This is a genomic window from uncultured Bacteroides sp. (assembly GCF_905207245.1).
Taxonomy (GTDB): domain Bacteria; phylum Bacteroidota; class Bacteroidia; order Bacteroidales; family Bacteroidaceae; genus Bacteroides.
In genome coordinates, this window is record NZ_CAJLKP010000014.1 from 67,173 (window position 1) to 89,564 (window position 22,392).

The 22,392-nt window shown below is 47.0% G+C and carries 21 protein-coding genes; 10 read left to right on the top strand and 11 right to left on the bottom strand.

The window, feature by feature from the left end; translation table 11 throughout:
* Positions 1–2: 2 nt before the first annotated feature.
* Positions 3–3,839, bottom strand: coding sequence for a phage tail tape measure protein (locus QZ135_RS06665; RefSeq protein ID WP_294607025.1), 3,837 nt, complete (start codon positions 3,837–3,839; stop codon positions 3–5).
* A 330-nt stretch (positions 3,840–4,169) separates the two neighbouring features.
* On the bottom strand, positions 4,170–4,526 hold the full coding sequence (locus QZ135_RS06670; RefSeq protein ID WP_294607027.1) for a hypothetical protein: 357 nt from the start codon (positions 4,524–4,526) through the stop codon (positions 4,170–4,172).
* 741 nt (positions 4,527–5,267) lie between these two features.
* Here QZ135_RS06670 and QZ135_RS06675 point away from each other — a divergent pair.
* Both QZ135_RS06675 and QZ135_RS06680 read left to right on the top strand, forming a co-directional pair.
* The gene (locus QZ135_RS06675; RefSeq protein WP_294607029.1) at positions 5,268–7,556 is read left to right on the top strand and encodes a Piwi domain-containing protein; all 2,289 of its coding nucleotides are present in this window, start codon (positions 5,268–5,270) and stop codon (positions 7,554–7,556) included.
* Complete coding sequence (locus QZ135_RS06680; protein ID WP_294607031.1) at positions 7,544–8,401, top strand: hypothetical protein; 858 nt, start codon at positions 7,544–7,546, stop codon at positions 8,399–8,401. Before QZ135_RS06675 ends, QZ135_RS06680 begins: the two co-directional genes overlap by 13 nt.
* 106 nt (positions 8,402–8,507) lie before the next feature.
* Here QZ135_RS06680 and QZ135_RS06685 read toward each other — a convergent pair whose 3' ends face one another.
* The 9 genes from QZ135_RS06685 to QZ135_RS06725 form a co-directional block, all read right to left on the bottom strand.
* Entirely contained in the window at positions 8,508–8,951 is a 444-nt protein-coding gene (locus QZ135_RS06685) for a hypothetical protein (protein ID WP_287645948.1), read from the bottom strand.
* Positions 8,952–8,973: 22 nt separating this feature from the next.
* Positions 8,974–10,314, bottom strand: coding sequence for a DUF2586 family protein (locus QZ135_RS06690; RefSeq protein WP_294607034.1), 1,341 nt, complete (start codon positions 10,312–10,314; stop codon positions 8,974–8,976).
* A gap of 19 nt (positions 10,315–10,333) precedes the next feature.
* Positions 10,334–10,591, bottom strand: coding sequence for a hypothetical protein (locus QZ135_RS06695; protein ID WP_294607036.1), 258 nt, complete (start codon positions 10,589–10,591; stop codon positions 10,334–10,336).
* A gap of 81 nt (positions 10,592–10,672) precedes the next feature.
* Positions 10,673–11,737, bottom strand: a complete 1,065-nt coding sequence (locus QZ135_RS06700; RefSeq protein ID WP_294607038.1) for a hypothetical protein — start codon at positions 11,735–11,737, stop codon at positions 10,673–10,675.
* Between the two features lie 42 nt (positions 11,738–11,779).
* On the bottom strand, positions 11,780–13,018 hold the full coding sequence (locus QZ135_RS06705) for a Clp protease ClpP (protein WP_294607040.1): 1,239 nt from the start codon (positions 13,016–13,018) through the stop codon (positions 11,780–11,782).
* Between the two features lie 68 nt (positions 13,019–13,086).
* Positions 13,087–13,806, bottom strand: coding sequence for a hypothetical protein (locus tag QZ135_RS06710; RefSeq protein WP_294607041.1), 720 nt, complete (start codon positions 13,804–13,806; stop codon positions 13,087–13,089).
* Complete coding sequence (locus QZ135_RS06715) at positions 13,803–14,372, bottom strand: hypothetical protein (protein WP_294607043.1); 570 nt, start codon at positions 14,370–14,372, stop codon at positions 13,803–13,805. Before QZ135_RS06715 ends, QZ135_RS06710 begins: the two co-directional genes overlap by 4 nt.
* Positions 14,360–15,193 carry a phage minor head protein gene (locus QZ135_RS06720; RefSeq protein WP_294607044.1) on the bottom strand — a complete coding sequence of 278 codons (834 nt, stop codon included), beginning with the start codon at positions 15,191–15,193 and terminating at the stop codon, positions 14,360–14,362. Before QZ135_RS06720 ends, QZ135_RS06715 begins: the two co-directional genes overlap by 13 nt.
* 20 nt (positions 15,194–15,213) lie before the next feature.
* Entirely contained in the window at positions 15,214–16,533 is a 1,320-nt protein-coding gene (locus QZ135_RS06725; protein ID WP_308757819.1) for a DUF935 family protein, read from the bottom strand.
* Positions 16,534–16,819: 286 nt separating this feature from the next.
* On the opposite strand from QZ135_RS06725, the gene QZ135_RS06730 reads away from it, so the two are divergent.
* The 8 genes from QZ135_RS06730 to QZ135_RS06765 all read left to right on the top strand — a co-directional run bounded on the left by QZ135_RS06730 (position 16,820) and on the right by QZ135_RS06765 (position 21,194).
* Positions 16,820–17,236 carry a hypothetical protein gene (locus QZ135_RS06730; RefSeq protein WP_294607048.1) on the top strand — a complete coding sequence of 139 codons (417 nt, stop codon included), beginning with the start codon at positions 16,820–16,822 and terminating at the stop codon, positions 17,234–17,236.
* Between the two features lie 17 nt (positions 17,237–17,253).
* Positions 17,254–17,613: a hypothetical protein gene (locus tag QZ135_RS06735; protein WP_294607050.1), complete on the top strand. Its 360-nt coding sequence runs from the start codon at positions 17,254–17,256 to the stop codon at positions 17,611–17,613.
* Positions 17,610–18,725 (top strand): KilA-N domain-containing protein, encoded by a 1,116-nt coding sequence (locus tag QZ135_RS06740; RefSeq protein ID WP_294607053.1) that lies wholly within the window; start codon positions 17,610–17,612, stop codon positions 18,723–18,725. Before QZ135_RS06735 ends, QZ135_RS06740 begins: the two co-directional genes overlap by 4 nt.
* Before the next feature lie 6 nt (positions 18,726–18,731).
* The gene (locus tag QZ135_RS06745) at positions 18,732–19,193 is read left to right on the top strand and encodes a hypothetical protein (protein ID WP_294607054.1); all 462 of its coding nucleotides are present in this window, start codon (positions 18,732–18,734) and stop codon (positions 19,191–19,193) included.
* A 72-nt stretch (positions 19,194–19,265) separates the two neighbouring features.
* Positions 19,266–19,619, top strand: a complete 354-nt coding sequence (locus QZ135_RS06750) for a hypothetical protein (RefSeq protein ID WP_294607056.1) — start codon at positions 19,266–19,268, stop codon at positions 19,617–19,619.
* A 4-nt stretch (positions 19,620–19,623) separates the two neighbouring features.
* Complete coding sequence (locus QZ135_RS06755) at positions 19,624–19,971, top strand: KilA-N domain-containing protein (protein ID WP_294607058.1); 348 nt, start codon at positions 19,624–19,626, stop codon at positions 19,969–19,971.
* Between the two features lie 64 nt (positions 19,972–20,035).
* Complete coding sequence (locus QZ135_RS06760; RefSeq protein WP_294607089.1) at positions 20,036–20,254, top strand: hypothetical protein; 219 nt, start codon at positions 20,036–20,038, stop codon at positions 20,252–20,254.
* Positions 20,255–20,303: 49 nt separating this feature from the next.
* Complete coding sequence (locus QZ135_RS06765; protein ID WP_294607060.1) at positions 20,304–21,194, top strand: hypothetical protein; 891 nt, start codon at positions 20,304–20,306, stop codon at positions 21,192–21,194.
* Positions 21,195–22,392 lie beyond the last annotated feature (1,198 nt).

Genomic DNA, 22,392 nt, shown 5'->3' on the forward strand with positions numbered 1-22,392 from the left:
AATTATGCATTCCACGACGCGTCGAAGTCATGCACCACGTCGATCAGTGCTTGCGCCAGTTGTTCTTTCAGGTCTTTTATCTCCCCCTGCTGTCCTTCAGGGGACTTCATCAGGTCGATGGTTCCCACGCTCAAGAGATTGGTTATTTGCACGATGACCTGTTTGGGTGCGGCAGATGAGAGCTTGCCTGTCCCACTGTAATTTCCTCCGGCCATCCCATCATCCGCCCCGTCGGTAGTTACCCGCAGGGTATCCAGGGGATTGTCATTATACCCCGGTTCATTGGAATAGAGCGACGTGTCGAACCCTGCTTTCCGGATGATGTTCTCCGCTATCTGCTCGTTACCGCCGTATTTCTTCCGGAGTGTCTTCATCATTTCGATAAGCCTGCCCCGTACACGCCCCTTGGCGGCTAACAGGTCGCTGACCTCTTCCTCTGTCGCGTCTTTTCCGGCTTCTTTCTGTTGCCATTTCCCGTCCTTCATATAGAACCCTTCCTTGCCGAGCTCGGTAAAGCTGAACCCGCTCTCCCGCAGTCTGCGCATGGCACCCGGTTGTGACCGGAGGGCATCCAGGTAACTTTCCGCACCGACACGGATGGAACGCACGACCTCGGTGTTCTGGTAGCCCGCAAAATGCGGGGTCTGCGCGGCCTGGCGGGCGGTAATCTTGTCCATGCCGGGATTGTAAACCACCTGCCCGTTTCTTACCGTGTACAGGCTTTTGTCCAACAGTTTGGTGTTATACCTGTAATTGTGGTCGATGTTCTTTATAAATGCGCTTACTTCCGGAGCGCTGGAGAGCTTGCCCAACTCCGCGTAAGCGGAAATGATCTGCTGCTGCCCGCTCTTGCGGGCAATGATGTGGATAGCGTCCTTCGCGTTCTTCTGGTAGGCGTCGTCATACGTATAATCGGGCGCCGAGTGTGTCTGGGCGGCTGCCATGCCGGAGAGCAGCGCCCTCCACCATTCACCGGTGAACGCACCGATCTTCTGCCCGGATTCCTCTTCCAGCGTCTTGCCTTCCGTCACGTTCGCCACCGCCTCCTTGGTCTTCAATGCCTGGAGATAAGTATCCCGGAGTGACTTGTGCAGGGCATCTATGGAAGGATAGCGGTATTTCTCATTGGAATTGACTTCTTCCAGTACGGCATCCTTGGCTTTCTTCACCTGCCATGTTTTATACGCCACCCATCCCAACGCGCCGACCAGTGCGGCAATGCCCGCGGTAGCGGCCACCGCACCTGCGCCCATGGCGGACAACGAGGCGGCGGCTCCCGTGATGCCTGTTCCGGTAACTACCTGGTTGGCGAAAAGGGAGGTAAAGGCGCTGCGTGCGGTCAGTCTGCCCATCCCTGCCATGCCGGTAGAGGCAAGTGCCTGCATCATGGCCCCTTTACCTGTGATTCCCGCCCCGCGCAGGGCGGTGACAATGCTGCGCTTGCCGGCAAAGGACAAGGCCTTGACACCACCACCGCCACCTGTCAGGGAAGCGATAAGCTGGAGCGTGGAAGACATGACGGACTGTTTGCCGATACAGCCGATTGCCACACCCAGGTTCGTTACCGCACCCGCCAGTTTGAATATCTTCGTAGCGACAAAACCGGTGAACAATAGCGGTTCTATCCAGTGGAAGTTGCGGGCCATCCATGTACCCAGGTTAGCCAGCACGGAACAGACATCCAACAGTGCCCGCCCGATAGAGGCGATGCCCCGTGCAAACTCCGGAGCCTTGAACTTACTCAGGAAGTCCTTCAATATGCTTTTGATAACGGGTTCCACGACTTCATACGCCTGCATGAAGCTTTCCGTCAGGGTGGATGTCACCTGTGCCCATAGCCCCTTGGTCGTATTCTGCTTGACAAGCGCCAGCTCGTCGGATATGCCGTGTGAAGCACGGTTCTGAGTGGTGAGCACCCGGAGCTTGTCGTAGTTCACCACGAATTGCATCGCCGCGTTGCCGCCGATTTTACTGAAAATGGAAATCATATCTTCCAGACTCGCCCCGGCATCGTGAAGGTCCTTGAAAATCTCCGCCAGCGGACGGAGCTTCTCCACTTTCTTGCCCGCTATCTCCGTGAACCGGGTAAACTTGACACCGAGCCTGTCCAGCGTGGCTTCCGCCTGTTTGGTAGGCTTGGCGAAGCGGGTGGACATCGCACGCAGGGCGGTTCCCGCCATCGTGCCTTTCATGCCCGCATTGCCTAAGATACCGATAGCCGCCGACGCTTCGGAAAAGTCCACGCCGGAGAGCTTCAGGTATCCGGCAGCCATCTTGAAGCTTTCCGCGATCTCGACCACGTTCACGTTCGCACGGGAGATGGTGGAGGTGATAATATCCGCCACGGTGCCCATGCTGCCGCTATGGATATTATAGCCGGACATGATGTTCGTTGTCAAGTCGGCGATTAGCCCCACATCGTTGTCACCTATGAGCGCCAGGTTGCTGATGGGCCGCATGGAGGCGTTGATGGTGGCGATGTTCATTCCCGCCATGGCGAGGAATTTGGCTGCCGAAGCGATCTCCACGGCGGTGAACTTGGTATCCACGCCGATTTTCCGCACGTTATAAGACATTTGCTGGAAGCGTGTCTCGAACGTGGAGAGGTCGCTGTCCGCTACTTTGAGGATACTGCGGGCGGACTCCATGATATTGCTGTAATCCACGGCGGAGGAAAGTTCGGACTTGATGAACCCGTATGCCATGTAGGCATTGAACATGTTCACCAGTGGCAGGCTGCGGATGGACGGACGGCGGGAGTACTGGAGGCGGTTGATGGCCGCACGCCGTTTGCCACCATAGGCGCTTTCACCTGCGGCGGCCTGCCTCTGGATATTCCGTACGGAAGCGGCGGCATTTCGTTTCTGCTCGCGCTCCTGTTCCCGTTGCAGGCGGGCGGCCCCGGCAGCCTCCTGCTTTTGCCGGCGTTCCTCTTCCCTTCCCTGCCGCAGGATACGTTCCACCTTCGCTCGTTCGTAGTATTCTTGAATTTTTGCCCTGCGTTCCAGCCACTCGTTTGTACGCCTGAAAGCATCCTTCTTCTTCTGTATGTTCTGTCGGTATTCCGCCTCCTGCCGGGCTTCTATCTCCCGCCTCGTGCGGGCCTCACTGGCTTTGGCAACCTGTTTCTGCTGCCGCTGCCATACCTTGTCCGTCAGGATGGAGCCGGTCTGGAATGCGCTGGCGGGTATAGTGGCGGGAGATGTTCCTTTGCCGCTACCCATCTGGAAGGGCATATTGATATTGGATGCCGTCTTAATCTGCCTGAGAAGGCCGAGTATTTCCGTCAGACGGTTTTTGGCCGCATCGGTCCTGATATTGATTTCACGTCCGGCTTCCAGGCTGGTAAGGGCGGAGTTGATCTTGCCGATCACACCGGTAACCTCCCGCTGTTTCTCATTGACCGTCTTCAGGGACTGTGAGGCGGTCTTGCGGATGCTTCTCTTCTGCGCTTCCAGTTCTTTCTTGCCCACCAGTGCCTTTGCCTGTGAGCGGATGGTGTTGGTGTCGAGCTTCTGCCCGGCGTTGATGACCACGTTGATACCGGTTGTGAGCTCCTTGATATCCGTCAGTAACGCCTTGATGCTTCCCAGCTTCTTCTCGCTCTTACTGGTGTCGATGTCGAACTTATAGGTATATTCCCGCTTCCTGCCCTTGGGGCGGAACACTTTGTCGATGTGCTGCATCATGTCATTGACGCTATTGACAGCCGGCATGAAATTGCTGCGGGCGTCACTGAGCTGTTTCATCGCCTTGGCGAATTTCTCGACTTCCTGCACGCCTTCGGTAGCGGTGACGTTAATGCTGTAATTTACCTGGTAATCTTTGATTTGGGTCATAATACGGATGCAAGGTTAGGTTCGGGTAAGAATAGGTGAAAAGGATAGCGTATGATTAAAAAAGAAAAACCCTGCCGCTTGTGTGACGGCAGGGAAAAACAAAGGAAATGAAAGAATGAAAAGTCAGTAAAGAATGAAAAGTCGGTTAAACGGATAGTGCGGCATTGGCGGCTTTGGTTATCATCATCTGGTTATGAAGCCAGAGGGCTTCTTCCGAGAGCATGGCAAATTCTTCGTCATCAATGGCTTCCAGGTTCACGCCGGGAAAGTAGTGACGTACATAAATCAGCCGTTGCCGGATACGGTGGTCGTCACGTACTTCCCAGCGGGTTATAAATTTACCAGCGTGCTCTGGCGGGTGGAGATGATTTCCGTGAGCTGCCCCATCAGGCCGAACAGGAACAGGCTTTCATTGTCTACCAGTTCCTTGTCGCCATCGACGAAACAGTCCTTGGCAAGCGTTTTCATCGCCATTACCTCGTCCTTGCGGGAGGCGACCATAAACTTGGAGAATTGGGGAAAGGTGGGTTCCGACATATAGGCCACGTATACCTCTTTTTCCCCGCAGGCGGTATCACCGAACACGACCAGCGGGTAGATTTTTCTCAGTTTCTTTTCCGCTTTGAGCTTGCCGGCTGTTTCCTTGATCTGCGCTTCCAGTTCGAGCGTGAGTGATTTGTCTTCCATAATAAAAGTTGGTTGTAAATTGGTTAATGTTCTTTTCCAAGTATAGGGGAATAGGTTTGAATTCGGGTGAATTGACTTGCGGATGTACCGGCTCCCCCTCCATACTGCAACTCCCAAGAACTTCCGCGTCTTTTCGGTTAAAGACAATCAGGCAAAGGATAGGTTTGATAAGCTGATTACAAGAATCCTTTGAATACTACAACACAATGAAGAATGATAGTATTTTCGACTGGGCAAAATATGGGAGCGGCAAATTTTCGATGAAAGAAAAAATGCAGATAGATGTTTTATCGGTTGGACATGGATAGAAAAAATATCCCAATATTCTGATTCGTTTCCAAAATGCATCATATTTGCTGCACAATAGTAATAAAAAGATGATTTTGGGGAATTCAAGGAACAACTATTTGATTTGACACGCTTCAATATCTATCAGATATATGCATGGCAATCCGATTTTGACCGGAATAACCTTACCCACTGGACAAAGAAAGGATATCTCATCCAGTTACGACAAGGCTTATGTAGCCTTCTTATTGTCAGAAAGGAGGAAACTATGAGAATAGGTGGATAATGAGAGTTACTCTCCCATTTTCGTGATAAAAAGATTTTGTATCGTCCTACTATTTAACTATTTGAGATCTGCTATTATATATAATAACAGTATAGACATTTTTATCATAGAATTTGCTGTTAACAGCCAATTATTTCCTATTTTTGCAAAAAACATTTTTGTAAAATATGGAGCTGAATTTCTACCCTATTAATATTGATTTTGAAGAATTTCAAATATCAAGAACAAAATACTCTGATGAAACTCTTAAAGAGTTAAGACATAAATATAACAAATCACATTCCTTCTTTAGGGACGGTGATTATATATACATATCAAATAATTCTGATGCGAATATAGAATTGGGAGAAACCGTTACATTAAAGATTAATTCTTCAGAGAGAGTGACAAGTAGCCTTATTAAGCATATATTTTTCAGGGTGTTTAAAGATAGATTTCCAGATATAAAACCAACAAGTTTCTATCCATTCAATTTTTTCTCACGGGTAAATTCTGATGATTTAGTATATCCATATTTACCAGATGCAATGCAAAATATTCTGTCATATAGGAAGCAGATAAGTATTCAGCTACGGATGTTTGATATAAATCAACAGCAACAATATGGTTTTATAATAAATACGTCTTATCATTGGGGATTATCAAAAAAATGTGCTGATTTACATAAGGAAGGGCTTGAGTTGCTTGGGCTTGAAGTGTTAAAAATAGAAGAAATGCCTGAATCAAAAGATGTTTTGGCCGCAAATGAAGAATTTATTGGTGAAATAAAAGAACTGCAAAATGATAACGCCATTGTTTCAACCAATGAGGGAGATATTTTAGTTCCTTTGAATGAATTGACTTTAAGAAAAACGAACTATAACATAAAAAGTTATCTTACACATTTATTGGGTGAATCTCAAAGTGAAACTATAATCAATAAGGTAAAATTTAATGAACAGAGTAGACTTAATAATAGGACTGAAAGAATAGAGATTAATAGAATAGCGCAACTGATTTCTTCGTATAATGATAAAGATAAAACTACGGTAACTTATAAAAATTCAGACGGGTTTTATTACACTGTAGAATCAACTCCATTTAATTCCGAAAGTAGTTTTACATTAAAGAACCCACCTTTCATATTCGACCATGCAGCCACAAAAGTAGAAAATAGAAATGCAGATGTAGGACTAAATAATTTTGGGCCTTGGGATGCAATCACATTTGACTGTAAAAGTCCTCATATTGTTGGTATATGTGCAAAAAGAAACAGAGGAAGTTTTACCGAATTTTTGGCAAAACTAATAAATGGAGATCCCAATTCCCAATGGTTTAAAAAAGGGATACAGAAAAAATATGATTTAAATAATGTAACCTATGAGGTATTTGATATTTTAAATTGCGATTTTACTGGTTATAATAATATTATTTCTCAATTGAATACAAAACCGGATTTGGTAATTATGGAAATCCCCGAATCATTCAAAAAAATGAAAATTGAGGAGAATCCATATTATAGGCTCAAAGCTAAATTACTTACACTTGAGATACCTTTCCAGTTTATCGTAGAAAGTAAAGTGCGTTATTCAAACGATGCTTTATTAAATACAATAGGATTACAAATATATGCTAAACTTGGTGGCACACCTTGGGTTTTACCTTCTACTCGTTCCATTGATAGAGAATTAATTATCGGAATCGGAAACAGTATTATTCGAAATAACAGCTTCAAAGGGTCTGAAAAAAACAGGGTTGTTGGAATAACAACATTCTTTTCAAGCGATGGGCAATATTTGTTATCTAATAAAGCTAAAGATGTTCCATATTCTGAATATTTTAATGAGTTGTTGAAAACTTTAAAAGACGCATTTACGCATCTCCAAGAATTGCAGGGATGGAAGAATAATGATACTATAAGGCTAATATTTCATATTTTCAAGCCAATAAAAAATATAGAATTTGAAGTGATATGTAAGCTCATGGACTCTTTTCCTGAATTTAAAATTCAATTTGCTTTTGTTACCATAAGCAAGAAGCATCCATATAAATTATATGAAGCCTCTCAATCTGGAGTTATAAAAGGAAATAAAAAGATAGGCGAATTCACTCCATTAAGAGGTGCGAATATTATTCTCGATTCAACTTCTTGTTTGGTGCAAATGTTAGGTGCAAATGAGATAAAAACAGACCGACATGGGGCAAGCAGTCCTATATTAATCAAAATAAGAACACCGCAGGGGAATTTCGACAAATCAGCACTAAATGATATGCTTTTTACTGACATTCAGTATATCTCTCAACAAATATTTTCATTTACATATTTGTCTTGGAGAAGTTTTCTTCCTAAAGAGCTTCCAGCGACAATGTTATATTCTGATTTAATTGCCAATTTGCTTGGACGATTACGCAAAGTTAACGGTTGGCAGCCTGATATTCTAAACTTCAAACTAAAACAAAAGAAATGGTTTCTGTAGAAAACAGGGTTTCATATCTGAATAAGATACAGCAGATTCCGAAAATAAGATTGTTTTTCGATTTGCTTAATGGCAAGCATTGCGTTGATAATATAGTAGGCGTAGATGCTACCTACATTGGTTTGATCAATTCTCTTTCAAATAATAATGAGCAGAACTTTAAAGAACTCTACAATGATTTTTCGAGGAAAAAACCATCGAGTGAAAGTTTATGGATAAACGATGACTTTTTGATATTCATACTAACTTTAGGCATCGTCCGTTACAAAATAGATAGAACCTGGATAAAAGAAGCAATAGGCGCGAGAACTACAAAAAAAGCAGAACATCTAAGTATTAATAAAACATTTTCCAATATCTTAGATGATAATTTCCAAAGTAACGACAATCTGTATGAGATCGTAATAGTGTTTCAAGATTTCTTAAATTTCGCTATTTCTGTAGAACATTTTGATGACCTATATAGTAGAATCTCAAATAATATAAATTTATTTTCTTCTCGGAATGATTTTTTGGTTTGTCTATCAATGAAGGCAATGGATATTATTATCATATCCAAAGGTCTTCCGGATAATAAAGAAATTGCCAACATGAGAGATTTTATCACATTGTTTCAAAAGAGAGTAAAAGCAATAAGTAAGGTCATTTACATTCTAATTCTTTCTGTGATTATCATACTTATGTTTTTCTTCTGGGAAAAATATGCAGAATTTCTCAATGCCATGTCCTTAATCTTCGGATTATTGGGAGTAGGTCTTTTATCATTTATCAAATGGGTCCAAGATAAAATAAATAAATTTCTTTTATCCGTTTTAGGGTATACTAAGATATTTCTTAAGACTTAATTTATTGAAGGGGATTACATATAAAGTATAAATGCATAAGGTAAGCCCTATGAAAAAATAAAACCGCACCTGAATGATGCGGTTAATTATACTGTTAGAGTACACTTCACGAACCGATAACGATATCGAAAGGGTTCAGGTCATATTCGTGTGTGATGTTGGTATCGTCCTGCTGGCTCTCCATCGCATCCTCGGAAAAGATACAGCCTTTCAGTGTTACGGTGGTTGTCGTCCAGTCATCCGATGCCATCGGGTTGGCAAAGGAAATGATAAGGTCGAATTCCCCGATGTCCATCAAGCTGCCGTAAGTCGAGCGCAGCATCTGCTGGGTGGCATAGTCCATCGTTATGGATGCCGTATAGGTAAGGTTCCCGAAACCACGGGACACGGGCCGCCCGCCCATGCCGTAGTTTGATTCGATTTTCCTCTTTTTATTCCACTTGATACCGGAAACACCTTCGAGTGTCGTGCTTCCCTCGTCAATTCCAAGGGCGGTGGAAGCGAGCGTAATCATGCTCCAGGAATAGGCTACGTTATTGATTATTGCCATAGTATTTGTTTTTCAGGTTAGGTTATTTCGTTGTCAGGGACAAGCCTTCTTCCACATAGATTTTAGTAGCCACGCCCACAGGAACCAGCACATAGCCGATACGCAGCGTGTCATTGAGAAGCACGTTCTGGTTGGCGTCAATCGTCACCGCATAACCGGAAATCTCCTGTGCCGTCTGCATCTTGGCAAGCACGTCGGAAATCAATGTCCTGAAGGCGGTAATCTTGGAAGGTGCAAGCAGTCCGGTTGCCGGATTCACCATCAAGGGAGCGTTCACATAAGGCAGCAAGGCGGCGCGTACGGCACGGCGGGACTTGTTGATGGTACGGTTCCGGGCAATCGTCCGGTAATCACCCGTGGAGCAGGTCTGGTCTTTGGAGAGGTAAATCCCGTTCTCCAGCCCGGCATACTTGATCGGGAAGATGTATCCTTTCTCGTCCAGGTCATCCAGCAGTGTGGGGGATAGTGATTCATACAGGTTCGTACTGATGAACTCTTCCTGCGCCGTCTGGTTGATGTCACCGAAGCCCAGCTCAATGGCCTGGAAGTCGTCACTGAACAGGTTGAACTGCTTCACCCAGGCAATTGACTCATGTACGTTGGCGCGTGCCAAACAGCCGAGTGCCGCACCGAGAACTCCTACGGGCGTATGGTTCTTATTGCATTTCTGCATGGTGGACACTGGTTCTGAATGTGCCTGCCCGAATACGACCGATGTACGGCTGGATTCACAGATAGCGGTCGGGATTTTATTCAGGTCCACTTTCAGACCTTCCGCCGTATCGGCACCCGTGTTGGAACAGTTGGCTGCCAGGATGACGGAAAGCGGCTGGTTCTGTTCTGCCAAAGCCACCGCCTTGTCATTGATACCTTTGACGAGGTTCAGGTTATACTTTTCCTCGGCGCCGTTAAGCTTCCATTGCGGCTGTTCCGTCCAGATGCCGAGCTGGTTGATAGTACCGCCTGCCGCACGCTGCATGATATCCACCGCGTCCCAGCCGGCGGAACAGTCGGCGAACATCACATACAGCCTGCCGTTGCCGTCGATGTTGCCCGACAAACGGAAGAACTCGGAGATATGGTAGTACGGGATGCCGTGGAAGAAGTTCACGTTGTTCTCTTCGTCTTCGGTAGCCTTCACCCGCTGGATGATACCGAAATCTTTAATGGCCGATTTACGGCTAGTGACATAAAGCACGTCGTTGAGTTTGACGTTGTTCTCGTTATTCTTCCCGTAGCCGGCAGTAAAGAGTTCCGGTTGCAGGGACACGTCAAACAGCAACCCCGTAACTTTCTCGTTGCCGGTTGCCCCCGTGTAAGGGATATTGCCGTCCGTGTCCTTGATATATACGTTTCCTAACATGGATGTTCAGATTTAAGGGTTAAGGTTGGATGAAATAAGGATTCTTGTAGAGGGTGGCCATTTCACGCAGGTGCTCCGGTGTGTCCGGGGCATAGACGCCGCCCTGTTTGTCTACATACAGTTGCTCATAATTCGGAAACGCCTGCAATACGGAAAGTACGTATGCCTCCGGTTTGGGTTCGGTTTTGGGTTCGTTTTTGGTTACGGTTTCCGGCTTGGTTACTTCCGGTTCCTGTACGGTGGTAAGTTCTCCTTCCGGTTTGATTTGTTTTGCCATAGTCAAGGGTAAGGTTTAAGGTTTTAAAAAAGGGGAACAGGTCATTCCTATTCCCCTGCCATAGAGTTAAGAGTAAGGTTGTCAGGCTGTAGGCGTCTTCTTGTAAGCGGTGTGTACTACAATCTCTGCGGGACGTACGATGTTCACGTCCATTTTCATACGCATCTGGAAGAAGAACAGCTCCGAGTTGCTTTGCAGGCGGTCCACTTTCAACACTTCCGTGTCGTTCGCGTAATCCACACCCATCCACAAGTTCGAGTCCATGCCGGTAGTGAACTCTCCCAGGACAATTGTATGCTCGGGGATGCCTACCAGCGGAAGGATGCGTTTTCCCTTGAAGCGGTAACGGTTGATTTCCGTATTTTCGGAGTACTTCACCATCTTGTCACTGACATACTGGTCGTATGCATCCCACTGTTCGAAATTCATTACAAATGTAAGTCCGGCCTTCTTGCGGATCTGCTTGGGACATTTCTTCCACATACCGTAGAGCGCTTTTTCCACGGCTGCCCCGTCCGGAAGTTCGGTATTGCCCGCAAGCACACACTGACCGCCCGCGATGGTTTCCTTGTCGGTGGCGTTGATGTTGTCGATGATGCGCTTGACCACTCCGTCAAAGTACTTCTCCTTGTTCCTGCCGATGATGATGGAATCTGCCGGACAGGTAATCCCCGCTGCCGCTGAACCGCCTTTGGCACTTGTCCAGATAGCGTTACCGATGTACTCATTCTTTTTGTCAATCAGTAGGCGCAGCATCGTGGCCTGAATCTTCGGGTCGAGCTCACGGAAGACGAGGTTACCTTCGGGTTGTGCGAATTTCCAATACTTCTCGTAGTCGCGAGGGTTAAATTCGAGATACACCATGAAATCCTGCGGAATCAGGTAGCGCTCTGTAAATTCGTACTCATTCTCCCCGTTTTCGCCCTTGGCACCGTGACTGCTGGTGGGGGTGGGAACATTGTCCTGGATGATATCGCCCAGACGGATGCTGGGCAAGGTGTATTTGTGCTGGATACCGCTCTTGATGTGTATCAGCCCCTCTTTAAAGGTATCGTTTCCCTGCGCGGTATAGGTGAGCAAGTCTTCGAGTACTTCACCGTTGTAGCCGTTCTGGAGAAAGGAAACCGTATTAGCTGCTTCTGCCATGTTTTATAGTTTTAAGGTTTAGGTTAATGGGATAATGGGTTGTCAGGACATCTTCTTGAACTCGAAGCTCTCACCGACAACGGCGTTCACTTTTTCCGCCATCTTCTCTTCCGCTGTCTTGGCTGCCGTCTTAGCCGCCTGCACATTGTCCGGATCGGTGGCAATCTCATGGGTGATCTTCTCACGGGCGGGGATGGATGCCAGTGTCTTTTCGGCCAGTTCGTAATTGGAGCCCGCCATTTCCACCCATTGCTCCTTGTTCTCTTTTTCAATCTTGCCCGCTGTGACGGCATCTTCGACAAGCTTGTCGATACGCGCTTTCTTTTCATCGGCTTCTTTCTTTTCAAATACGCTCAGTTTGGCTACCGTCTCGGCCAGGTCCTTTTGCAGGTTGCCGATGCTGGCGTCCTTGCCGGCAATCACTGTCTGCGCGTCCGTCAGTTTACGGTTGGCCTCGGTAAGGGACGCTTCCACGTTCATCAGCGCGGAGATACGCGACATGACATCCGTTACCTCGAATTTGTCCTTGATGCCCAGGCTTGCCGCCACCGCACCCAGTTCAAAAGGAATGGTTCTTTCTTCGTTCATAGTATTCAGGTTAATGTTCTGTTGTGCAGGAGTAGGATGGTTACCGGCTTCTGCGGTTATTTTGCTCATTACGTTCTGGATATCCCCTGCGTCTTCCAGCCCCGAAATGCTGTTCTTTACTTTCTCACAGAGCTGGGGGCTGGTGTGCAGGATGTTCTTTTCCGGTATGATACCGGCACTGACTGCCAGTGATGCATCAAAGTAGGTACCGTCCTTCCCGGTTTCCCCCGCCATGATACTTTGCACTTGTTCGGCAGTAAGGGAAAAACGTTTGCGGTAAATCGTTTCAATCTGCCGGGTGAACGCCTTGACAAGCTCCGAGGCTTCTCCTTCTTCCGCTGACGGCAAGAACGGATTGTGAATCATAAGAATAGAATAGTCACGCATCAGGGAGCGTTTTCCGGCTGCCCAGAGTACCGAGCCCATGCTCGCCGCCATGCCCTCGATGACACACTCGGTGTCTATGGTGGAGTTCTGAATGGTGGCATAAGTTGTCATACCGTGCAAAACGGAGCCGCCCTCGCTGTTAATCAGCACTCTGATAAGCGACGGGCGGATGACCGTTTCGAGGTACTCGAACTCTTCATTGAACCGCGCCGTGGACTGGGCGGTCACCTTGCCGAAGAACCGGATGGATGCCGCCTCGCCGGGCCTGGCTTCTCCGGTAACAAGTTGAAGGTCGTTGATATTCATAGTTCAGGTTAAGGTCGGTTTAGTTTAGGCTTTTTCCAAGTATAGGAGTATTAGGCACAAAGAGTTTATTATCTGTTTTCCAACCTTTCACCGGCACCTGTAAAGCCGGAAACCTCGCCGTAGCCAGGTGTCTTGTGGTTACCGTGGTTCTCTTCATCGTGCTTCGGCGCGTCATCGTGGTTGGTGAATGGTGGCATGACCACGTACCTCTCCACCCATTTGCGGTATTTCCAGGCGGAAGACTCCCTGAACCATACCTCGTAATCCACCCAGTAAGCTTGCAGCATATTCGAGGTGGTCGGCATGTCGAAATATAGAAGGTTGCAGCGTTCGTTCAGGGCAGGCTCGTAACTTTTAGCGTCCTGAATAGCCACATTGATACGCTGGAAGATACGGAAAGGCTCGCACTCCATCCCGTCATCACTGTTGTTCAGATTGTTCAGGATGAACCTGATACGCATCGTCGCCCTGCCTTCCCCGAGCCGTTGCTGTTGCACCAGATAGCGGACGTTGGTAAAATGGATGAATACAGCCGGGAACGCCGTCTCGTATTCCATATTGTCGGAGCGGATAATCCGTTCAAACTGCCCGTTGTCCATCCGGATTGTTTTGAAGTAAGGGGGACTTACAGGGTTTTCCGGGTTCTCACGCAGGGTGAGCAAGGTCCGGCGTACCGCTTCGTACATATTCACAAAAGGGTTTTCCGATACCTCTTCCGGGATAACAACCTCTTTTCCGACGGGAATAACCTCTGTGGTGTCTTTCTTGGTTTCTTTGTCTTTTATCATGGGAATTTCTTGAAGATGATAGGTACGTAATGTTCATGGATATAGTCATCCAGCCTGTCGGAAAAACCGATGAACTGCCGTTGGACGGGCTTGCGGGTGGAGTATTGGTTCACGGTATAAGGGGTGAGCTTCTCATCGGTGTTGTGAATGGCCGCATACCCTTTGCCTTTCCTGTTGCGCCCTCTCTTTCCTTTCTCCACGAAGCTTTCTTCATTGGTTTCTATCTCATAAACATACTGCCTTTTGAAGCCGAACTCATGCATCTTCATCAGGGAGCCGTGGTCTTTGTCTTTCAAAACGCCCTCGATGCTCTCTTTCAGCTTGCCCGTGTCAATCATAACGGGGTGGGTAAACTTCTTGCCCCATTTGGAGGTACGTGTCTGCCAACGGTTGCCACTGGCATAGAACCCACCCTGTGCGAAGGACATCCGGAAGAAACGCCGGGAGAAGGCACCGGCTGTGGTGGCGAACTCCGAGGCGTTGTAAGCCAGCCGGCTCGTCAGGGATTGTCTGCCGGGCGCCGGGACCCACTGCGCACAAAATTCTGCAAGGCTTATTTCCGACATAGGAGTTTGTTTTTTAGTTTTCGTATGATTGTCTGTACCTTCCGGTTCTTTCTGAAGGCGGAAGTAAAATAAGGGTGAGATTCCGAGAAGATTCTGCCTTTCATTGCCAGGCTTTCCGCAAAGACCGGATTAACCTTCTTCCGGTAATCAGCGTCAGTCTTCAGGGAAGCGGAAACAAAAACTTCATTGCCGTCTGAAAGCAGGTAGCACCGGCATCTCCAGTCAATAGGCGGGATAAGGTCTGAGGGGAAATTGCTCTTAGTGAAAGTAAGCCCTTCGAGGACCTGATGGCTCTCCCGCACCCGTTCGTCACCCTGTGTCATATAGGTAATCAATGCATCGGAAGACTGGTCTATCCACCATCCGGCTATTCCGGCAGCAAACAGTACCTGTTCGTTTTCTGTTTCCGCATACGTCAGGTTATACTTTTCACAGATGCCTTCGTAATCCTCAAAGCCTTCATCTTCTGAATATTTGAGAATATCATCCATCATGGCATATTCTTCTGCCGCTGCAAACTCCACAAGGTTGTCGATGGCGGCTACCAATATGTCCCGCTTCTCCTTGCCCTGTAAAGTGGTGAAGTCGTTATGGTTCCTCAATAGTTCCAGCGCCCTGTCAAAGTCCATTTTCAGACCTTCCAGTACGCGGGAGTAAAGGGAAGCGGTACGCAGCATGATGATCTCTTCCATGATATGCCATGATTCGGCGCTGTCTTCCAGTGAATCCATCAGGCGACGGAAGACGGCAAGGATAAGCGGGTATTCCTCCTTCGCCCCGTCTTCTTTCAACTCGATTCGGGCGGCGGATACGTTCTCCATGTCGGGGAGCGGGTTCCCGCTTAGTCGCTCCCCATCAGAAAAGACGCCACGTCGCTGCTTCGTCCGTGACCGTACCTGCGATAATACTCTTCCTCGGACATGATGTGCCTGTCGTGGGTATTGCCTTTCTTCTCCTTGTCCATTCCCATATCCATTTCCAGTAGGTTCAGTTGCTTTCCCACAATGATACCGAACTCTTTCTCGATTTCGTCCGGAGCCACTTCATACTTGTCGGTAATCAGCCCGTAGAGCTTGATGCGGTCCTCGTTATTCATCTCGATGCGGTTGGAGTACTTGAACTCCAGACCGTCCCTGATATAGCCCATTGCCACCAGGCGCGGCAAGACCTCTTCGTTAAATATGTTTTCGATGTAGCGGCGATATACTTCAATACGCTCCCGGAAAATATCCTGATGCGCCTTGGTGGAACCGACATAGCTCTGCATCCCGCCCGCCATGGATTCGGAACCCAGAATCAGATTGGCTACCTCTTTATTGACGAACTCGATCAGGCTGGTGTAGATTTTCTCCGAGTTGGACATGGTGAAAGCCTTGATTTCGATTTCGTCTTCCAACCCTGTAACGACGACCTTGTTCTGGGCGGCGTTGGCAATCTCATTCGCCAGCCTTTTGCGGTCGGTGTTGCTTTCCGACACACTCTTTCCCACAATGATGGGCTGCCCGTAGGTATGGCTGAAATTCACGTAGTTCGCCACGGTGAACTTCTTGGCAAGAATCAGGGGCGTAGTTGCCGAGAAAAGCCCTAAGTCACCGGAATTGATAAGGATATAATTCCGGCGGTAAGTTCGGGAGTCCAGGTTCCAGTTCGGGAGCCAGATACCCTGGCGCTTGACGACCGTACGTTGCTCCGGAAGCACGTTACGCCTCTCGACGATGTTCACCTCCGCCAGCTTTCCCGTGCGGGAATCAACCTCCGGCATGATTTCAAGCAAGGTGTAGCCGTAGAGTTTGGCTTCCACGATGCCCCGGATGATCTTGTCAAACTGGGTGCCCTGGATTTTACGCGTCTCTTCCACGTCCTTGACATACTTTCCTTTCTCGTTCATGCGGGCCAGCATATAGCGGTCGCCGAGGATTTGTGATTCCAGTGTCTCAAGCACCGAGCGGATATGGGCGTCCTGTTGCAGGCAGGCGTCGTAAAGGTCAATCAAACGGCTGCGGTCATCCAGCACCGTGCCCTGTACCACGTTTCCCCGGACGGATTTGTATCGGTTGTTGCGTTCGATCTCACGCACATATTCCTGTATGGTTTTCTTCGAGGTGCGGAAGATGCTTTCCAATAACTCGCGGTTAAACGAGCCTTCTGTGTTTACATGCATAGATTTAGAATTATTTAACAAGGTATAGGGGAAGAATGGTTTTGAAAGTTTTCTTTACAAAATGAGTATTGATAGGTAGATTTTGTAAATACGACAGGTAAATCAATGTTTTAAGAGAAAATTTATATTTACAGTAAATTGATTGTAAAAACAACGTTTAAAAGTTCGGAAATATCGCTTTAAATACCTCTGTAATCAGAATCAGACAATTTATAAGATGATTTTTTTAGCAAGTAAAGAGATATATTTGTAGGATGTTATTTTTTAAATAATAATTTTTACAATTATGACTAACGTAAAATCAGACTTTTCCCGGTATGAAATTCGCTACCGGGAATTTCCCGAACTGTTGTTTACGGTGCGGGGAGACGGATGCGAGTATTTTGACGCGTTTCTTTACATCAAGAACAAAGGCGACCCCGGCGTACATTCCGTACAAGGTTTCAGGATGGCGTTCGCACATTGGATTGATGCCGTCCGTGACGCATATTCACTTTCCGATAAAGATATGTTCATCACCGCCCCGAACGGGCACCAATTAATTGATTATGCCTTAGCCCTGCTGTTCGTCGCTTACATCGACTCCGCCTTCGGGGTGTATATGATGGAGCGCATGTCAGACATGTTACTCAGGGGTATCGTCCTATCGGATACCTTCTTAATCCTGATGGCTAAGGACCGATTATCGAAGGAACAACTATAATTTAATAGATAAAGAAAATGGGTAATAACTCGTTTAAGTCGGCTCAAAGGGTGCTGATTTTCGACGGGACAGGGAGATTTATATCCAGAGTCGGCTCCATGCAGGGTGCGTCCAAATTGACGTATGTCAAACCACAGTCAGTCTCGTTCGCCTGTTCAGGCAAGTATATCTCCGCCGGAGGTTTTTATTACAGACGCGAAAACAATAACGTCAAGCTGGAGGAAGAAGACTGGGATAATCTCAGACTGGCCGAGTATGACAAGCTGTGCGGTGAGAAAAGGACTTACCACAGCCGTAAAGTGATGGCGAAAAAATATCAGGCCATCGCGGATAAACTAAATTCCCCCAAACCAAAAAAGAAAGGAAATAGGAAATGAATGACAAACAACTGAAATACGACGAGGTGGAGTTCAGAAACCGCCCCGTCAGAATAGCGAGAGAGGACGGGCGCGTATGGCTGTGCCTGTATGACCTGTGTAAGATTATCAAGCGCCCGGTGATGATGGAGACGAAGGAAGCGATGGACCTGTGCCCGTCCGCAACGAAGATTGTCTTCCTGACGGGCGTCAAGCCGCTGTGGGCTATCGTCCCCCGTGACATACGCAAGCTCGTGCATCTGGTGAAGAAGGAAAACTCGCAGATGAGAAAGCTTTGCGGGGAACTGGAGACATGGGCAGGCAGACTGAACAGTGATATCGAAGCTGTTCTGAAAGAGGTGCCGGTGGTGTTCAACTACGGGGATCACCCGGTAACCTTCAAAACAGCGAACGGCAAGGCGATGATAAATGCCACCAACATGGCAAGATGCTTCGACGTACAGCCGGCGGAATGGTTGCATAAGGCTTCCACGAAACGCTTCCGCCACTCACTTGTCAATGAAGGGAAGTCAGTCTCCCTGGATGAACAGGTGATTACCAACCGGGGAACAGCCGGCGGGACATGGATGCAGGAAGAGTTAGCCGTCGAATACGCCCGGGAGCTATCCCCGGAGTTCTCCATCTGGTGCAACGAGCGTATCGGTGACCTGATGACACATGGCGCCGTTTCACTGCACGAAGCACCGTCCGCTCATCATCCGCGTGGTGAGCAATCGGATGCGCCTGCGGAGAACTTCCCGGTTCCAAAGACCTTTGAGGAAGCCCTGTTGCTGGCTGCCAACCAGCAGAAGCAACTGGCGGAGAGCCGGCACAAGGTGGAGTTCTACAACCGTTTCATCGAAGACCGTGACTGGTTCAAGACAACCACCATTGCCGATGAGTTGCAGGTAACGCCCAGTATGCTCAACCGGTTCCTTGAGGATGAGGGGATTATCCGCAAGGAGAAAGGACAATGGGTGGTACCGGGGTTCCACTCCGCACTCCAGTGTGAAGTACCGTACTATTGGACGAATGCCAAGGGTAAGTCGTACAAGATGGGTGGCGTACGCCGCTGGACACAGGACGGACGGGAGTTTATCATCGAGCTTTGGAACAGGAAACATCTTAAATAAATGGCTATGAATGATATATCGGAAACAACGACGGAGAAAATCATCCGGATAACCGGACGTGAACCTGTGGCTTGCCGGTGCGCTTCCTGCCGGAACCAATGCAGGCGTGCCCCGTGCCTGGGTACGCCGCAGGACATCTGGGCACTGATCGAAGCCGGGTATAAGGATAAGCTGGCAGTGACGGCATGGGGCGTGGGGATGGTACTGGGTAAGTTACCGTTTCCCGTGCCCATGGTGCAGGTGATGCAGACTCCGGAAGGCTGTGTCTTCTTTCAGGACGGGTTGTGTGAATTGCATGACCGGGGGCTCAAGCCGACGGAAGGGCGGTTATCCCACCATACCCTGACGGAAGAGAACTTCGACTTTTCAAAGTCGCTTGCCTGGAACGTAGCCCGTGAGTGGCTGAATGTGAAGAATATACCCTTGATTTTAAGGATATTCGGAGAGTTCGGCATCATCGGGAAATAAACAAGGATGCCCCTGCGGTCTTTCAGGGGCTGCGGGGCATCCTATTATCAACACATTATATAATATAAGAATATGAAACTGAATTTGATAGAAGACAGCGGTGTCCGTTTTGAAATGGATATCGAAGATAACAAGCTGATGCTGGACGTGGCACAGGTGGCTGAATCATTAAGAAAGGATGTGCAACCAAAGGTATGGATGAACAAGAGAAGCGTGAAGGAATTTCTTGACCTTACCTGCAAACAGATGGGATGCAGGCCGGACAAGCTCATTCATGAGGTGCGCAAAGTGGACGGCAGTGTAGAACTATGGCTCGAAGCCTTTGTGGCGATGGAATACCTGAGATGGGCAAACGAAAAGCTGGCGAACTGGTTCGCGGAAAAGCTGAACGAACTTATCAGTGACGGAACCATATCCTGTGATTAGAGCCATGGCTGAACTAAGGATATTGGACTTCAACGGGACGCGGGTTCCGATGGTAGTCGGTGAAAGAACCGTGCTGGTATGCGTCAGTGAAATAGGCAAAACCTTCGGCAGAGCCTGGCAACCGTGCCGCTGGCTGGCTACCCAAAAGGCGAAGGAGCTTGTCAGGCAGGTTTCCGGAACAAGGAGGATACGCATGGAATCGCTTGTCATCGTACGCCGGGGCGGTGTCATTAACGGTACGTGGATGTATTCGGAAGTGGCGGTGGCGTATGCCGCGTGGCTCTCTCCCGAAGCGGGTGAATGGTGTGGTGCCAGGGTAAAGGAGATAATGAGGGGGGAAATTACCAAATAGCTGCTATTTGGAAGTTTTACGAAAATATATTTCCAATTAGCTGCTCAACCAAGAAAAGATGAGGATAATAAAGGTCATACACGTGCATCTGATTTTTGAGAAGCGGGATTATTATTTCGGCAGCATATCCGCTATTTATGATACGCTGGATGAGAATATTGTCGGTATAAAGGAAAGTACATTACTTCATGCGGGGTTGAGTGAAGGAAGCTGCATTCCTACCAGACGGGCAATAATCAGGCAGTCGCACTTAATCAGATGCAAGAAAAGGAAATCTAAGTAACTAAAAATGAATAACATGATTTCAAACCCAATTAAATGACAATAAGAAAATGACAACAGAAAAAACAATACGTTTTATAAAAGGCTATCCCAAATTTGCTTATTTGATGAGCAACGAGGCCGTTTATTTTATGATGCACATGGCAGATATTGAGTTCTTGCGCAGAGGGAACTACAATACCAATTGGTCCAAAAATGAGTATGTGAACAGGATGAATATGGATGTGCGGCAGTTCGACGGATGCATAAATGAATTGGAAGCACTGGGACTGTTAGAGGTTACTAAAAGTATAAATGGAAGAGGTGTGACATATACTCTGAACAAGATAGCATACAGGAGGTTGCTTAAAGTCTGTGCTGCGACTGTCCACTATGAACGCATCAGGGACTTCCTGATAAAGCTGAATGCTGAAGGACGTTTGATACGGGATGTGAGCGATTATGAGATTTCCACAATCAGAGGCTACTCTAAGGTGTATCGTTTAGAGACTCCATACGTGAAGTTCTACCCGGGTTCCTCCTACTTGCTGACACCTGATGAGATTTGTCTGTTGATGCATATCTCTGAAATTGAATACCTGGTCAAATATCACACTTATAGTTTCCGGACAAAACAGGCATTCTTGGATAAGACGAATATGGAAGCGGATGCTTTTGATAGGGATGTAAATAATTTGCACTATCTGCATCTTATACTAAAAACACCGGAAGATATTGAGGGGACGATTTATAGGCGAAATATCATTGGATATAATAATCTTGTTAAGATCTGTGGGGCTACCTGCAACTACAATGCGTTGAAGGAATTCTTTGAATGGCTTACTGTTAAAAGAAAACGGTCGTTACGAAGTGTAAAGCCAGAATATCTTGAAGCGTTGAAAGAATATGGGAACCATTATAGCGGGATGAAATTTCCCTTTCCTGATCTGCCGGTTAAATAAACCTGGACATAAACCATAACCGTGATTATTGGGATTATGACTCGTTTTAAGGGGCATCCTGTTAAGTTGAAGCTTGCAGGACGCCCTTTTGCTTTTCGGACTATGAGTGCATAAGAGAGGCAGGGAGTGCGACGATACTTTCTCGCCTTTTTTTGCAAAAAGACGAATTGGTAGTTTTAGCTGGGGAGAAAAGGGAGTCCTATCGGTACTTTGATGTTCTTAAAGGGGTAATGATGTTGCTTCAAGGCTACTTGCTTGTACTTTCAGGCATACTTGGAATACCAGAACTTAATCTCAATTACTGAAGGTTGAAAAAACAAGAATTAAACTGGAAGGAACTGCTATTATCGTCCTTACCTTCCAAACCCTTTTACTCTTTGTTATGCTCTATTGGAGGAAAAAAAAAGAAAGAGATTAACTGGGAAATTAGGTTCTTAACTCTCACGATTCAGGTACTTTTTTGACCCGTTTGAAATTAAGGGAAGATAGGAGTGATAAATATAATAATATAAATAAAGGCTTTGTGTTGTCTCTCTTTGCTACTTGGGTAATTAAACTCGCTAAAGCTCGTTTAAATACCCAATCCGCTCTTTGGAAAATACGCTTCGCGCATTTTCGTTTGATTTTTAAGGGGTACTAAGGGTTTCTTAGAGTATTGGCATATTACTGGGGTTATGCCAACCTGTTCTGAAAGGATTACGTTTATGATTGAAGCCATGACACATACCTGCAACAAAGGGTATTGAAGCATAAAATCCCGGCTAGTACCCCGAAGATAACCGTTAGGGGCGCCATAAGACACCAAACCATCCGTTCACCAGGTATAACAGGAGAAAGTCCCGATATGAAGCTAAAAAGGGAATTTAAGGGTAAGTAGAAAGCATAGGAAGTATAAATAGAGATTAATATGCCGGATTTTCCGCTTTTAAAGCCTGTGGTTGAATTTTAATCCATGAAACGATAAAGTTATCCACCCGGAGTATAAAATTGAAATATGAGCTTTAAAATAGTTAAATAAAGAATGTAACAATTTAAGGGCATAAAGGCTTATGTCCTCGAAGTGGAAGCAAAGATATTGAAAAGAATCCGCAAAAGCAAGAATACAAGGCTTATTTTCAGAGAATTAAATGAGATTTCATTATCAATACCCGAAAGAAATACTCCCGAAAAGCAAGATTCAGGAGGATTCCCAGAGCAA

Coding starts and splice junctions, on each gene's coding strand:
- QZ135_RS06665 (WP_294607025.1), bottom strand. CDS start 3,839: ATGACCCAAATCAAAGATTACCAGGTAAATTACAGCATTAACGTCACC.
- QZ135_RS06670 (WP_294607027.1), bottom strand. CDS start 4,526: ATGGAAGACAAATCACTCACGCTCGAACTGGAAGCGCAGATCAAGGAA.
- QZ135_RS06675 (WP_294607029.1), top strand. CDS start 5,268: ATGGAGCTGAATTTCTACCCTATTAATATTGATTTTGAAGAATTTCAA.
- QZ135_RS06680 (WP_294607031.1), top strand. CDS start 7,544: ATGGTTTCTGTAGAAAACAGGGTTTCATATCTGAATAAGATACAGCAG.
- QZ135_RS06685 (WP_287645948.1), bottom strand. CDS start 8,951: ATGGCAATAATCAATAACGTAGCCTATTCCTGGAGCATGATTACGCTC.
- QZ135_RS06690 (WP_294607034.1), bottom strand. CDS start 10,314: ATGTTAGGAAACGTATATATCAAGGACACGGACGGCAATATCCCTTAC.
- QZ135_RS06695 (WP_294607036.1), bottom strand. CDS start 10,591: ATGGCAAAACAAATCAAACCGGAAGGAGAACTTACCACCGTACAGGAA.
- QZ135_RS06700 (WP_294607038.1), bottom strand. CDS start 11,737: ATGGCAGAAGCAGCTAATACGGTTTCCTTTCTCCAGAACGGCTACAAC.
- QZ135_RS06705 (WP_294607040.1), bottom strand. CDS start 13,018: ATGAATATCAACGACCTTCAACTTGTTACCGGAGAAGCCAGGCCCGGC.
- QZ135_RS06710 (WP_294607041.1), bottom strand. CDS start 13,806: ATGATAAAAGACAAAGAAACCAAGAAAGACACCACAGAGGTTATTCCC.
- QZ135_RS06715 (WP_294607043.1), bottom strand. CDS start 14,372: ATGTCGGAAATAAGCCTTGCAGAATTTTGTGCGCAGTGGGTCCCGGCG.
- QZ135_RS06720 (WP_294607044.1), bottom strand. CDS start 15,193: ATGGAGAACGTATCCGCCGCCCGAATCGAGTTGAAAGAAGACGGGGCG.
- QZ135_RS06725 (WP_308757819.1), bottom strand. CDS start 16,533: ATGCATGTAAACACAGAAGGCTCGTTTAACCGCGAGTTATTGGAAAGC.
- QZ135_RS06730 (WP_294607048.1), top strand. CDS start 16,820: ATGACTAACGTAAAATCAGACTTTTCCCGGTATGAAATTCGCTACCGG.
- QZ135_RS06735 (WP_294607050.1), top strand. CDS start 17,254: ATGGGTAATAACTCGTTTAAGTCGGCTCAAAGGGTGCTGATTTTCGAC.
- QZ135_RS06740 (WP_294607053.1), top strand. CDS start 17,610: ATGAATGACAAACAACTGAAATACGACGAGGTGGAGTTCAGAAACCGC.
- QZ135_RS06745 (WP_294607054.1), top strand. CDS start 18,732: ATGAATGATATATCGGAAACAACGACGGAGAAAATCATCCGGATAACC.
- QZ135_RS06750 (WP_294607056.1), top strand. CDS start 19,266: ATGAAACTGAATTTGATAGAAGACAGCGGTGTCCGTTTTGAAATGGAT.
- QZ135_RS06755 (WP_294607058.1), top strand. CDS start 19,624: ATGGCTGAACTAAGGATATTGGACTTCAACGGGACGCGGGTTCCGATG.
- QZ135_RS06765 (WP_294607060.1), top strand. CDS start 20,304: ATGACAACAGAAAAAACAATACGTTTTATAAAAGGCTATCCCAAATTT.